Annotated in this window: 12 protein-coding genes and 1 tRNA gene; 3 read left to right on the top strand and 10 right to left on the bottom strand. The window is 55.4% G+C overall.

The annotated features are described in order from the left end of the window. Positions 1-118: 118 nt before the first annotated feature. Positions 119-511 (top strand): globin domain-containing protein, encoded by a 393-nt coding sequence (locus tag DOQ08_RS11695; RefSeq protein ID WP_114335099.1) that lies wholly within the window; start codon positions 119-121, stop codon positions 509-511. 71 nt (positions 512-582) lie between these two features. Here DOQ08_RS11695 and DOQ08_RS11690 read toward each other — a convergent pair whose 3' ends face one another. Then, complete coding sequence (locus tag DOQ08_RS11690; protein WP_114335098.1) at positions 583-954, bottom strand: VOC family protein; 372 nt, start codon at positions 952-954, stop codon at positions 583-585. 246 nt (positions 955-1200) lie between these two features. Between DOQ08_RS11690 and DOQ08_RS11685 the strand changes: the two genes are divergently transcribed. Next, on the top strand, positions 1201-1986 hold the full coding sequence (locus DOQ08_RS11685) for a phospholipase D-like domain-containing protein (protein WP_114335097.1): 786 nt from the start codon (positions 1201-1203) through the stop codon (positions 1984-1986). A gap of 22 nt (positions 1987-2008) precedes the next feature. Here the strand turns inward: DOQ08_RS11685 and DOQ08_RS11680 are convergent, their stop codons facing one another. From DOQ08_RS11680 to def, 9 genes are all read right to left on the bottom strand, one after another. Continuing rightward, a complete protein-coding gene (locus DOQ08_RS11680) occupies positions 2009-4198 on the bottom strand; it encodes a DUF2075 domain-containing protein (RefSeq protein WP_114335096.1) in 2190 nt (729 codons plus the stop codon). Continuing rightward, a complete protein-coding gene (locus tag DOQ08_RS11675) occupies positions 4195-4515 on the bottom strand; it encodes a nucleotide pyrophosphohydrolase (protein WP_114335095.1) in 321 nt (106 codons plus the stop codon). Before DOQ08_RS11675 ends, DOQ08_RS11680 begins: the two co-directional genes overlap by 4 nt. A 137-nt stretch (positions 4516-4652) precedes the next feature. Next, positions 4653-4729, bottom strand: a tRNA-Pro gene (locus tag DOQ08_RS11670). A gap of 88 nt (positions 4730-4817) precedes the next feature. Next, a complete protein-coding gene (gene glyS, locus DOQ08_RS11665) occupies positions 4818-6899 on the bottom strand; it encodes a glycine--tRNA ligase subunit beta (RefSeq protein ID WP_114335094.1) in 2082 nt (693 codons plus the stop codon). Further along, positions 6899-7924: a glycine--tRNA ligase subunit alpha gene (gene glyQ, locus DOQ08_RS11660; RefSeq protein ID WP_114335495.1), complete on the bottom strand. Its 1026-nt coding sequence runs from the start codon at positions 7922-7924 to the stop codon at positions 6899-6901. Before glyQ ends, glyS begins: the two co-directional genes overlap by 1 nt. A gap of 136 nt (positions 7925-8060) precedes the next feature. Next, on the bottom strand, positions 8061-9464 hold the full coding sequence (gene trkA / locus DOQ08_RS11655) for a Trk system potassium transporter TrkA (protein WP_114335093.1): 1404 nt from the start codon (positions 9462-9464) through the stop codon (positions 8061-8063). After that, positions 9461-10762: a 16S rRNA (cytosine(967)-C(5))-methyltransferase RsmB gene (gene rsmB, locus DOQ08_RS11650; RefSeq protein WP_114335092.1), complete on the bottom strand. Its 1302-nt coding sequence runs from the start codon at positions 10760-10762 to the stop codon at positions 9461-9463. Before rsmB ends, trkA begins: the two co-directional genes overlap by 4 nt. Positions 10763-10764: 2 nt before the next feature. Then, positions 10765-11700 (bottom strand): methionyl-tRNA formyltransferase, encoded by a 936-nt coding sequence (gene fmt / locus DOQ08_RS11645; protein ID WP_114335091.1) that lies wholly within the window; start codon positions 11698-11700, stop codon positions 10765-10767. A 96-nt stretch (positions 11701-11796) separates the two neighbouring features. Then, entirely contained in the window at positions 11797-12300 is a 504-nt protein-coding gene (def, locus tag DOQ08_RS11640; RefSeq protein WP_114335090.1) for a peptide deformylase, read from the bottom strand. 299 nt (positions 12301-12599) lie between these two features. Between def and DOQ08_RS11635 the strand changes: the two genes are divergently transcribed. Beyond that, a complete protein-coding gene (locus DOQ08_RS11635) occupies positions 12600-13613 on the top strand; it encodes a LysM peptidoglycan-binding domain-containing protein (RefSeq protein WP_114335089.1) in 1014 nt (337 codons plus the stop codon). Positions 13614-13686: the final 73 nt, after the last annotated feature.

The following is a 13686-nucleotide window of genomic DNA, read 5'->3' as shown; positions in this document are numbered from 1 at the left end:
TAACTCTTTGAAATAAATCCGGAGTTTCGCCATCCCGCTATTGAAAGTTTAGGTTGCATGCTTACAATTCGTCAGCTTCTCACGCGTCCTTCACTTATCCCCAAGGCAGACACTGCAGATGAATAACACGGATCTTGTTTTCCAGAGCTATGGCCGCTGTTGTCGAACCGAACAGTTTTTTGTCGATTTTTACGATTTCTTCATGGCCAGTTCAGAGGCCATTCGCAAGCGTTTTGCCGACACCGATATGGCGGCCCAACGCCATCTGCTACGCCACGGCGTGATGCAGATCATTCTGGTGGCTCGCGGTATGTCCGACCGTAAATTGCGGGATCTGGGCGAGAGTCATAACCGAAAGAATTACGACATCCAGCCGGAATGGTACGATTTGTGGGAAGAGGCGTTGCTGAAAACCGTGCGTATGCACGATCCGGAGTACAGCCCGGAGCTTCGGCAAGCCTGGAAAGAGGTGCTAAAACCGGGGATTGATCTGATTCGCGGCGCTTATTGAGGCGGCTTGTTTTACGGCTGGCCCTGAATAAACAAGCCCTGCCGTTAATCGCTGCAGGGCTTTTTTATTGATCAGCCGAACTGGAAAAATGCCAGCTTGTTGCCGTCGGGATCGCGCACATAGGCCCCGTAGAACTGGTTCGGGATGCGCTGCCCCGGCTCACCGTCGCAGGTGGCACCCAATTCAATGGCTTTCTTGTAGTAGCTGTCTACCGCTTCTTTCGAGCCCGGTTGCAGCGCCAGCATGTTGCCGTTGCCCGGGTTGTTCGGTTCACCGTTGAACGGCGTGCATACCGCCAGCATGGGCGTGCTCAGATCTTTGCCGATGAACGCAATACGGCCCATATCCAGCAGCAATTTTGCGCCCATGTCCCCCAGCAGATCGCTGTAGAACTGCTTGGCTTTCTCCATATCGCTGACGCCCAGAGTAACGTATCCGATCATCATGAATCTCCGCTTGGGTTTTCGGTTGGGTATAGCATGGCTTCTAACTGCTACACTAACCCATTAATCAGAAGGAGTGTATGCATTGATTTACCGGTTCAGGCGGTTTTGTCCAGGGCTTGCGGCCTTGTTCGCAACCTGTGTTGTGCTCAGCGGGTGCGCCCTGCCTCCGTTGAGCGACCGCCCTGAAAGCCAATCCCTTCCCGCGCAACAAACCTCACCAGCTTCTCGCGCCTGAATCACCGGATGCACAATAAATCCTTCAATGCCGACAAACAGGCGGCGATTGTCGGCGGGCGCAATATAGCCAATGAATATTTCGGCGCGGGCTCGGGCGCGTTGTTTGCGGATCTGGATGTGCTCGCTATTGGCCCGGTGGTTGAATCCGAATTTCTGAAGAATCTGTTAGCGGGCGATCTTGAGTTTGTCTGGTCGCCGGTGTCGATGGTGAGCGATGACCCGGCGAAAGTGCTGGGAGAAAACCCCGAAAAAGGCTTGATGAGCCGCCAATTGGCTGAAGCCATGGGTGACCCGAAGCACTCAATTACCTTGGTGTCGCCCTACTTCATCCCCACCAAAGCCGGGGTGGAGATGTTCCGGAAACTGCTGCTTAAAACCGGTGTGCAGCTGTTCGAGTTGCGCAAGGTGCCCGGAGAAGAGCCTGTGGAGCGCTCGTTACAGGACAACCTGATGGGCAGCTCGTCTTCCAGCCTGCATGCCAAAACCTTTGCGGTGGACGGAAAACGGTTGTTCGTGGGCTCGTTCAACTTCGATCCTCGTTCCGTTCACATCAACACGGAGCTGGGCTTTGTGATTGAAAGCCCGGAACTGACTCAACTGATGGAAAACCACTTTGAAGAGCAAGCCCAAATAACCGCCTATGAGGTAGTGCTGGACGAAGACGGCGATTTACAGTGGATAGAGCGCAATGGTGATGAAGAGATACGGCGCAGCAGCGATCCGGGTGTTGGGGTACTTAAACGGATAATGGTTTCGGTGTTTTCGTTTTTGCCGATTGAGCATTTGTTGTAGGCGCGTTTTAGACAACGCGTGGTTACTCGATTACGCACACAAATTCACCCACTACTCGATACTGAAGCGCATTTTCTTCGTTCAGTTCAAGAGTTTCGAAGTTTTGATCGTACGAGTTGGGCTTAAGTTGAATGCGCTTATGGAGCCAGCCGTGTTCGTCTTCGGTTTTAAAGCTTTCGTACACTTTCACCGTGTAGCGCGAACCGAAGTCAGCATCGATGCTATCTGTGCATTCCACCAACACCGTTTTGCCATTCCGGCTGCCACCTCTATCGGGACGGAACAGGCACAAAGCGCCATTTGGTATAACCCGGTTCATTGATTCTCCGATCACTTGGCAGGCAAACATTCCCTCCCGTACCTGAATGTCGTTAGGTACGGCTACCCAGTCTTTGTCCTGTGCGTTCTGTAGGTCACTGAACGTGCCAGCGGCCGCTTGCAGATCGAACAAAGGCACAGCGTTGACATATGGCTTGAGGTCCACCACTTCGGGAGTCCAATTGTCTCCTTGGTTGGGGGCGTGTTCAGGGATGTGCTGCTTGAGATATTCCCGAAGCGCCTTATCACAGGCGTAAACGAAGGTGCCCCGAATTCCCCGGAGCATGATGGTTCGGTAGATATTGATGATGTATTGCTTCAGCTCTTCCGGGTCTTTAATGCCCTGCCCACCAGTGCGGTCGAAATAGTTGGCCTTATCGATGACGATGGATTGGCTTTCCGTATCGAAACGGATTTCTTCTCCAAATATGATGCCTGCGTAGTTAAGGTCGTAGCCCTGTGTAGTGTGGATACAACCGACTTCGTTGTGAGAGCTGACCTTATTAATCCAATCGGTATTCGTGCTGTTCCAGCGAAGCTGGACGTCATCAATGACAATGTCGTACGCCGTGCTGTCTTTTTTTGAGATCCACGGCCACGAATAGCCAGCAATTAGCCGGGACAACCCGACCTGGGTTTCTTTGTCGTTAATGGCCTGCACCATATCGCCAAGCGATTCGAACACTTCGAACTCATAGTTTTTTGCTCGGAAGACTTCTTTCTTACCAACACGACCGTTGAGCAGGTTATCCACAAACTCGACATAGGGTTGTCCAGCCTTTACGCGGAACTGCGACAGAAGCGAATGCGTCACGGAATCCTTGGCGGCTTTAAGGTGCAGGAAAACTTCTGTATCGGCGTCTGACGGTTTGATCGATTGCCCTTGGTCATAGAAGAAAATGGCTTTATCAGATTGCTGGCACACCCAATCGACTTCGCTACAGCTGTGTTTGTCCAAACCCAAAGCCGCACAGGTTTTGTCAAAGCCACCGAAGTAGGCTCCGAGGTTTTTACGCTTTCGCAAGCGATGGGATTCGTCCACTAACACGATGTCGTAGTGCTGTTTGGCGAGTTCAGATGGACTGATCACCATACCGGGACTAAGGCCTGAGACGTGTCTGAATGCCTTCTTTAGTGTGGTTCGAAAGGATGTCATCGGCACGACCAGCGCCATCTTTGGCTTGGGAGTAGTGGCCTGAAATTTGGTGAGTAAGGACTGAATCTCTGCTTCGTCTTCAGAGAAATCCCGAAGGTCAATGTGATTTTTTTCTGAGAGAAGCAGTTTGAACAGGAATATCGCCAAGACGGATTTCCCGGTGCCTGCTCCACCTTCAATGACGATGTTTTTGACACCGGGGTTTAGCAATTCATGCAGGATGGTAAGCAGCCCCTGACGCTGGTCGAAGGACAGCGATTTATAAGGGGAATATTTAAATACATCGGAATTATCGAGGTGATCTAGAGTACGTGACACCACTCCTTTGGCGATCAAGCGATTCCATACTTCCCGGAATACCTCGTTGTAGAGAGCGTCGCGCTGGTAATAGTTGTGATCCGCGAGGCCGAGATTGCCGTTCAGCAGCGTGTATTTACCGTCTGCTGCCATGTATTTGATCAATAGCGATTCGACATCCAGAGTCGCCGATTTGTTGAAGTATTCGCTGGTGATCAGATGAACTGCAGTTAGCAGTTGTTTCTCGTTGTGCTTGAGGTGTGTGCTCATACGGGTGAGCGTGTCTGTGGTTTCGCCGATGTAAGCACGTCGGTGTTTCTCATCACTAAGCACGTACACCAGGGGCCAGCTATCCGCTGCAAAAGCGTTGTTACGTAACTCGCTTATCGCATCCTTGCTGAAAGGGTAACGCTGTACTTCTACCATCGACGATTGACTCATAGCTCCGTGTATTTTTTTGCTGTTCCTTTAGCTTTGCTAACGGGGTATTTCTGTTCGTTCTTGGCAATCTTGTCGAGCACGATTTGTTCCAGGTTCAAATCGTAGCTGTCTGCCAATAGCAAGGCGTAGGCGACAACATCTGCTAATTCTTCTTTCACTTTCTCGACATTTGCTTGTTCGGGAGATTTCCAGAGAAACAGTTCCAGCAACTCCGAAGCTTCAATGCTCAGGGCCAGCGATAAATCTTTAGGGTTATGGAATTGTTTCCAATCTCTGTCGTCTCGGAATTGACGTAGCCGGGCCAGTGCATCCTTCATAAACGTCCTCCCTTCTATTCTGGATAAAGGTAATTGCCAGAACATTAGCAGACTTACGAAAGATACAGAAATGCTAACCCGAAAAGGGCTATGGAATGATAACAACGAGGGAGATCAACAACAGAAAAGCGGGAAAATGGTCGGCGTGGCAGGATTCGAACCTGCGACCCCTTCGTCCCGAACGAAGTGCGCTACCAAGCTGCGCCACACGCCGATCAACGGCCGGTATTATACGGATTACCGGCCATTTTGCTAGCCCCTTCCCTGGGGAAATACCTACTTAAAACTGCGCGTTAGAGCGTTTACCCGGCTGTGGGTAGCAGGGAAATATCGGCAACGCGCAGGAACAGGTTACGAAGACGGTTGAGCAGCGCCAAACGGTTGTTTTTAACGGCTTCGTCGTCGGCCATAACCATGACTTCGTCGAAGAAGTTATCCACAGGTTCGCGCAGGCTGGCCAAGGATGTCAGAGCGGTGGCGTAGTCGCCCTGCTCGAACAACGGCAACACTTTCGCGGCTTGCTCTTCAACCTTCTGGGCCAGAACTTTCTCGGGCTCATCCTGCAGCAACGCGTTGTCTACGGTTTCGCCAATGCTGTCGCCGCCCTGCTTGGTCAGGATGTTCGATACCCGCTTGTTGGCACCGGCCAAAGCCAGAGCTTCTGGCAACTGGCGGAAGGCTTCAACGGCCTTCACGCGGCGGTTGAAGTCCAGTGGGCAGGTCGGGCGACGTGCGTGCACGGCCAGATAGACTTCGGCACTGATGCCCTGCTCGTCGTAGAAGGCCCGGAAGCGCTCGAGCATGTAGTTCACCACGGTGCTGGCGGTGTTCTCTTCGGTCAGTACCGTGAAGTTCTCTTCCGCCCACTCGCACAGGGTCTGCAAATCCAGCGGCAGTTCGCGCTCGATGATGATGCGCAGCACACCGAGGGAAGCACGGCGCAGGGCAAACGGGTCACGGGTTCCCGAGGGCGGCTGGTTGATGCCGAACAGACCCACCAGTGAATCGATACGGTCAGCGATGGCAACGGCGCAACCGGTCAGCGTGGTGGGCAGATCGTCGCCGGCAAAGCGCGGCATGTACTGCTCGTTCAGGGCCTTGGCCACGTCGGCGTGCTCGCCGTCGTCGGCGGCATAGTAGCTGCCCATGATGCCTTGCAGTTCGGTGAACTCCAGCACCATTTCGGTAACCAGATCGGTCTTGGCCAGCATGGCGGCGCGCTCGGCCAAAGCCGGGTCACTGTCGATGGCTTCGGCGATTTTCTTGGCCAGTGCGGCTACGCGCACAGACTTGTCGTAAATGCTGCCCAGTTTTTCCTGGAATACGATCGGCTTGAGCGCATCGATACGATCTTCAAGCTTGGTTTTGCAGTCGGTTTCGAAGAAGAAAGCCGCGTCCGACAAGCGCGGGCGGATGACCTTCTCGTTACCGGCAACCACCTGAGCCGGGTCTTTACTTTCCAGGTTGGCGACGGTGATGAACAACGGCATCATCTGATCGTTGCTGTCGACCACGTGGAAGTATTTCTGATGTTCCTTCATGGAGGAGATCAGAGCTTCGGCTGGGACTTTCAGGAAGCGCTCGTCGAAGCGGCCCATCAAGGGCACCGGCCATTCGTTCAGGGCGGTGACTTCGTCCAGCAGATCTTCGTCGATAACGGCAACGCCACCGGCTTCGTTCTTGGCCAGTGCGTTCACGCCAACCCGAATTTGCTCACGACGCTCGGCGAAATCGGCCAGTACGTAACCTTCTTGCTTGAGCACGGTTTCGTAGTCGGCCGGGGTCGGGATGATCAGCTCTTTCGGGCAATGGAAGCGGTGGCCACGGGTTTTGTTGCCGGGCTTCAGGTTCATGATCGGGTTGTCGATCACGTTGTTGCCGTACAGCATGATCAGCCAGTGGACCGGGCGCACGAATTCGGTGCGGTGGGCACCCCAACGCATGCGCTTGGGAATCGGCAAAGCAGACAGTGACTGGTTGATCAGTTCAGGCAGCAGCTCAACCGTGGGCTTACCTTTTTCGACGGTGCGGAATACCAGCCAGGCGCCTTTGTCGGTTTCCAGCGTGTCCAGTTGATCGGGAGTAATGCCCAATGAGGTGGCGAAGCCGGTCAGTGCGCGGGTCGGGTTGCCGGCATCATCAAAGGCGGCTTTAACCGCAGGGCCACGCTTTTCTACAGACTTGTCAGGCTGGGCATCGGCCAGATCCCGAATGCGCACCGCCAAACGGCGTGGCGCCGCGAAGGCTTCGACGGCGCCAAAGGCAACACCCGCGTCTTCAAGGCCTTTGGTGATGCCTTGGGTGAAGGCGTCAGACAGGCCTTTGAGGGCTTTCGGAGGCAGTTCCTCGGTGCCCAGTTCGACTAGAAAATCCTGTGTAGCCATTATGCTTTCCCCTGTTCCTGCTGTGCCTTTTTCGCTTTTCCGGACTTCTTGCCTTTGGCTTTAGCGTCAGCCGCATCAGCCGCTGCCAGCACCTCTTTGCGGAGCGCTTCGGGTGCCAATGGGAAGCCTTGCTTGCGGCGGCTTTCAAAATAAGCCTGAGCCACGGAGCGGGCCAGTGTGCGTACACGCAGGATGAAACGCTGGCGCTCGGTCACAGAGATGGCGTGACGAGCATCCAACAGGTTGAAGGTGTGAGAGGCCTTGAGTACCTGCTCGTAGGCAGGCAGTGGCAGGCCGGCTTCGATCAGGCGGGCACTTTCCCGCTCGTACACGTCGAAGCTGTGGAACAGGAATTCGGTATCGGCCTGCTCGAAGTTGTAGGTGGACTGTTCCACTTCGTTCTGGTGGAACACATCGCCGTAGGTGACTACGCCATCCGGGCCGTTGGTCCACACCAGATCGTAAACGCTGTCGACGCCTTGCAGGTACATCGCAATGCGCTCAAGGCCGTAGGTCAGCTCACCGGTAACCGGGTAGCATTCCAGACCACCCACCTGCTGGAAGTAGGTGAACTGGGTAACTTCCATACCGTTCAGCCAGATTTCCCAGCCCAGACCCCAGGCACCCAGCGTCGGGGATTCCCAGTTGTCTTCTACAAAGCGGATGTCGTGTACCAGAGGGTCCAGGCCCAAAGCACGCAACGAATCCAGGTACAGTTCCTGAATGTTGTCTGGAGACGGCTTCAGAACCACCTGGAACTGGTAGTAATGCTGCAGGCGGTTCGGGTTTTCACCGTAACGACCGTCGGTTGGGCGGCGGCTGGGCTGCACGTAGGCGGCGTTCCAGGTCTCGGGCCCGATGGAGCGCAGGAATGTGGCCGAGTGGAATGTGCCGGCGCCGACTTCCATATCGAGAGGCTGAAGTATCACGCAGCCATGCTGCGCCCAGAAATTCTGCAATGCCAGAATCAGACCCTGAAAGGTCTTGATGTCTGGCGCGGAGTTATTGGTTGCCTTGTCTGTCACGACGATTGCCTGCTGGTCAGTCTGTGTGTGGCGCTCCGCTTTCACGGAACACTCCGAAAATTTAAAACGCGCATTATACGCTGGCTGGCGCTGCTTTTCTAAGTGCCAATCTGCGTATTGATGTGTTCGGGATCAATCAAAAGAACGTCAGCCCCACGTGGAACAGCTTCTCCACATCCCGGATGCGGGATTTATCGACCAGGAACAGAATAACGTGGTCGTTCGGCTGCACGCGCAAGTGATCGTGGGCGATCAGAACCTCGCCATGGCGCACGATCGCACCGATGGTGGTGCCCGGTGGCAGATGGATTTCATCCAGCCGTCGGCCCACCACTTTCGAGGACCGGTGGTCGCCGTGGGCGATGGCCTCGATGGCCTCGGCTGCCCCGCGGCGTAGGGCGTGTACGTTCACCACATCGCCCCGGCGCACGTGGGTCAGCAAACTGCCGATGGTGGTTTGCTGGGGTGAGATGGCCACGTCGATAACACCGCCCTGAATCAAATCCACGTAGTCGGGGTTGTTGATCAGGGTCAGTACTTTGCGGGCGCCCAGGCGCTTGGCCAGCAGCGACGCAATGATGTTGGTTTCGTCGTCGTTGGTGACCGCACAAAAGACATCGGTATTCTCGATGTTTTCTTCCACCAGAATGTCTTTATTAGCGCCGCTGCCTTCCAGCACCACCGTTTTGCGCAGTTTTTCCGACAACATGATGCAGCGGTCGTGATCCCGCTCGAGAATTTTCACCTGGTAGCGGCTATCCAGTGCCCGTGCCAGCCGGTAACCAATGTTGCCCCCGCCACAAATGAAGATGCGTTTATACGGCTTGGACAGCGGCTGCAGTTCACTCATCACTGAGCGGATGTGGTCTGTGGCGGCGATAAAGAACACTTCATCACCATCTTCGATCACCGTATCGCCTGTCGGGATGATGGCACGGTCTTTCCGGAAAATGGCGGCAACCCGTGTGTCGATTTTCGGCATATGGGTGCGCAGATAGGACAGCTCGCGGCCTACCAGAGGGCCACCTTCGATGGCTTTGATGGCGACGAGTCGGGTCAGGCCTTTGGAAAACTCCAGCACCTGAAGCGTGCCGGGATACTCGATAAGCCGGGTGATATGCTTGGTGACCAGTTGTTCCGGGCTGATGATGACATCAATCGGAAAGCCCCGAAGTTTATCCAAGTCTTTCTCGGTATCTTTGTTGTAGAACAGCGCGGGATTGGCCAGATACGAGCCGGCGCGCACCCGACAGATGGTCGTGGGCGTTTTGTGCAGCAGCTTGGCGACCTGGCACGCCACCATGTTGGTTTCATCGCTGTTGGTGACGGCGATGACCATGTCGGCATCCTCGGCGTTGGCTTCGTTCAACACGGCCGGATACGACGCCTTGCCGTGCACCGTGCGAATGTCTAGGCGATCTTGCAGCTCCCGGAGGCGAACGCTGTCGCTGTCGATCACGGTGATGTCGTTGGCTTCATTGGCGAGGTGTTCGGCCAGCGTACCACCGACCTGGCCTGCACCGAGAATCAGGATGTTCATGCGTCAGGTTTCTCCAGCACGGCGTAGAAAAAGCCGTCGTGGCTGTTGGGATCCGGCAGCAGATTGCGGCCGGCATCCATATCCAGGCCCCAGCTCGCGTCGATCGGAATCAGTTGTGCGTGTTCTTGCTGTTTCAGGAAGCGCTGAATTATACGGTGGTTCTCTTGTGGAAACACCGAACAGGTGGCGTAGACCAACCGGCCTCCGGGTTTCAGGATAGACCACATGGCGTTGAGCAGGCCAAGCTGTATGCCGGCAAGCGGCACGATGTCCGATTCACGGCGTAGCAGTTTGATGTCCGGGTGCCTGCGGATAACGCCGGTGGCGCTGCAGGGCACATCCAGCAAGATGCGGTCGAAGGCCTGACCATCCCACCATTGCTCTGTGTCAGCCGCGTCCGCCTGTATCAGGCTGGCGGACAGGTCGAGCCGGTCCAGATTTTCCTGAACTCGGGGCAGGCGATCTTGCGATTCGTCGATGGCGATGACTTCAGAAAGTTCGGCACAGCTTTCAAGGATGGCGCAGGTTTTTCCACCGGGTGCCGCGCAGGCATCCAGCACTCGCTGGCCGGGTTGAAGATCCATCAAGGTGGTGCACAGTTGTGCGGCTTCGTCCTGAACACTGACGGCACCGTCTTCAAACCACGGCAGGTTGTCCACAGGAACCGGGCGTTCCAACTGAATGCCAAGCGGGGCGAAGCGGGTTGCCTTGGCACCGATGCCGGCATCGGTCAGCAGCTTGAGGTATTCGTCGCGGCTGAAGCGCAAAGCGTTAACACGCAGCGTCATCGGGGCTTGGGTGTTGTTGGCATCGAGGATGGCCTGCCAGTGCTCCGGCCAGTTGTGGCGCAGTTTTTCCACCATCCAGACCGGGTGGCTGAAGCGGCTGCTGTCGTCGCTCGGCTCCGGAGCGCCTTCCCGCTCGGCCGCTCTTAATACGCCGTTGACCAACCCGGTCAGGTGCGGCCGATCGAGCGCGCGGCAGGCTTCTACGGTTTCATTGAGCACGGCGTAAGTCGCCTGTTCACTGAAACGAAGCTGAAACAGTGCTACCAACATCAGATGATGAATAACCCGGTCGGGTTTGCGAATGGGTTTCTTCAGGCGCTGGTTGAGCTCGCCATCCAGCCGATGAAACCAGCGACAGGTGCCGTAGCAAATGGCCTGCAACTGGGGACGCTGCTCAGGGGGCAGTTGGCTCAATGCGTACGGCAGGCATTGCGAGAGCGACTGACCGTTTTCGACCGCAAGCAGCACATCGGCTGCAACCGCTCGAAACGGCAGGGAGTCATAGAACATGATCAGTTCAGCTCCTGTTCGGGCATCAGCACGGGTTTACCGCCGTTAATCAAGTCATTCACGCTCAGGGCGCGAGTGCCGGGTAGCTGCACTTTGGTGACTCTCAAACAGCCGGTGCCACAGGCAATGTCGATACCTTCCCGTTCACGGCGAAGCACGGTGCCGGGGGCTTTATCGCTGCCCTGCTCTAGCGCCTGGGCCTGATGCAAACGGATGCGCTGTTCGCCGAGATCGGTGAAGGTGCCGGGCCATGGGTTGAACGCCCGGATCAGTCGCTCGATGTCGGTGGCGCTGTTGTTCCAGTCGATGTGGCCTTCTTCTTTTGACAGCTTGTGGGCGTAGCAGGCTTCGTCGTCGTTCTGGGGCTCGCCGGTCAGCGCGCCTTGGCTCAGTTTCGCCAAGGCCTCTACTATGGCGTCGCCGCCCATATCCGCTAATCGGTCGTGAAGGCTGCCGCCGGTATCGTCCGGGTTAATCGGAGTGGCGGTTTTCAGTAGCATGTCGCCGGTATCCAAGCCGACATCCATTTGCATGATGGTGATGCCGGTTTCGGCGTCGCCGGCGGCAATGGCCCGCTGAATGGGTGCAGCACCGCGCCACCGAGGCAATAAGGACGCGTGAATATTCAGGCAACCGTGGCTTGGGATCTCCAGCACGGCTTTGGGAAGAATCAGGCCGTAAGCCGCAACGATCATCACATCCGGATTCAGTGCCGCCAGTTCCTGTTGTGCCTCCTCGGGTTTCAGGCTCTGGGGCTGGAACACAGGGATATCGGCATCCAGTGCGACTTGTTTTACCGGACTCGGCATCAGTTTGCGGCCTCGGCCGGCTGGCCGGTCGGGCTGACTGTAAACGCCTACAACAGTATGCCCCGCCGCAAGAATGGCTTTCAGGGCGATGGCAGCGAAATCCGGAGTTCCGGCAAAAACAATGCGCACGGTGGTGTTATCTCTGTGTCGTTGAATACGAAAAAACCGGGTCGTAACCCGGTCCTGAATTCGGTCTGAAGTTGAGCGGCATGATCCGGCTCAGACTCAGGCGCTCTGCTTGTGGAGCTTTTCCAGCTTCTTGCGAATGCGGTTACGCTTGAGAGAGCTGAGGTAATCCACAAACAACTTGCCGTTCAGGTGGTCCATCTCGTGCTGGATGCAAACCGCCAGGAGGCCGGTGGCTTCGAGAACAAACTCTTCACCATCACGGTCTTTTGCCGTAATCCGGACGTGTTCGATGCGCTTCACGTCTTCATAAAAACCCGGCACCGACAGGCAGCCTTCCTGCATGGCTTCCAAATCGCCATCCAGTACTTCCACTTTCGGGTTGATGAACACCCGCGGCTCGCTCTTGTCTTCGGATAAATCCATGACGATGATCTGCTTGTGCACGTTCACCTGTGTCGCCGCCAGGCCAATGCCGGGCGCATCGTACATGGTCTCGAACATGTCGTCGATCAGCGTGCGTATTTCGTCGGTTACCTCGTCTACCGGCTTGGCGATGGTGCGAAGGCGCGGATCCGGGTACTCAAGAATATCTAAAATCATAGTGCTCTGGCTTCTCTGAAATGCGACAGCGTACTGCGCAAATTTTCTTCACAAATCTATTATGAAGCATGTGTGATGAGGGTATTATCCGATAAATTACCGATTGAGTACAAACTGATCAGTTAATAGTAGGATTCTATCGATTATTCCGCAGAATTTACTGGAAGAACAAAAGATAACATCACAAATCCCCATACATCTTCTATAGTAACGGGAATAACAGTGTAACAAGCCGCGGGTGAACTGTGGTGCCGTTACCGAACGCTAAGATTCAAGGCACGCGATCAAGGATACAGACGATGAGGAAATTGTTGTACGCTCTGGCAGTTACTACGCTGCTGTTTACCTCCTGGGCCCATGCACAACCCGAGTTCAAGGCTGACCATCCTGAGCGTTACACGGTCGTCAAAGGGGACACCCTGTGGGACATTTCAGGGCGTTTTCTGAATAACCCCTGGTACTGGCCGGAAATTTGGCATGTTAATCCGCAGGTTGCCAACCCTCACCTGATCTATCCGGGCGATCGTTTGGCGCTGGTTTACATCGATGGCAAGCCGCGCATTACCAAGGTGGCTTCCGGCGATGTGAAATTGTCTCCGCAGATTCGTTCTGAAGCTATTGATACTCCGATTCCCGCGATTCCTCTGGACGCCATTGCCAGCTTCCTGACTGACACGCGCATTGTCAGCCCTGAAGAAATCAACGGTGCGCCTTATGTGCTCGAAGGTGAAGATGGCCGCATCATCACTGGCGCTGGCGACAAAATCTACGCCCGTGGTGAAAAGCCCGCAGATCGCGTTGGTGTGTTCCGCCGCAGTCAGGAATTTGTTGATCCGGATACCGGCGAGTTTCTGGGTCTGGAAGCGCGCAGCATTGCTCGTGGTAACGTCGCGGCCGAGAACGGCGACGTTCTGACGGTCGAGCTGACGCGTTCCAGTGAAGAAGTTCGCATTGGCGATCGCTTACTGGTGAGTGAAGACCGCCGTCTGACCACCAACTTCATGCCCAGCTCTCCCGATGAGCAGATCGAAGGCAAGATGATCTCGGTCGATGGCGGCGTGAACCAGATTGGTCAGTACAATGTGGTGGCCATTAACCGCGGCGCCCGTGAAGGCATGAAGGCCGGTAACGTGCTGGCGGTGATGAAGGCCGGTAACCGTGTTCGTGACCCGATCACCGGCGAAACCATTGAGCTGCCTTCCGAGCGGGCCGGTCTGCTGATGGTATTCCAGGTGTATGAAAAGATGAGCTACGGGTTGGTTCTAAAAGCCACTCGTTCGTTGTCGGTGGGTGACAAGGTCGTTAACCCCTGATACTTCTCAGCCCTTATAGCCAGCGAAAGCGGGTTGTGGGGGATAGCAGTACCATTAAATGGCTGGGCCGGAG

This window comes from Marinobacter litoralis, from assembly GCF_003336705.1.
Classification (GTDB): Bacteria; Pseudomonadota; Gammaproteobacteria; order Pseudomonadales; family Oleiphilaceae; genus Marinobacter; species Marinobacter litoralis.
This window is presented reverse-complemented; position numbering and strand designations above follow the sequence as displayed.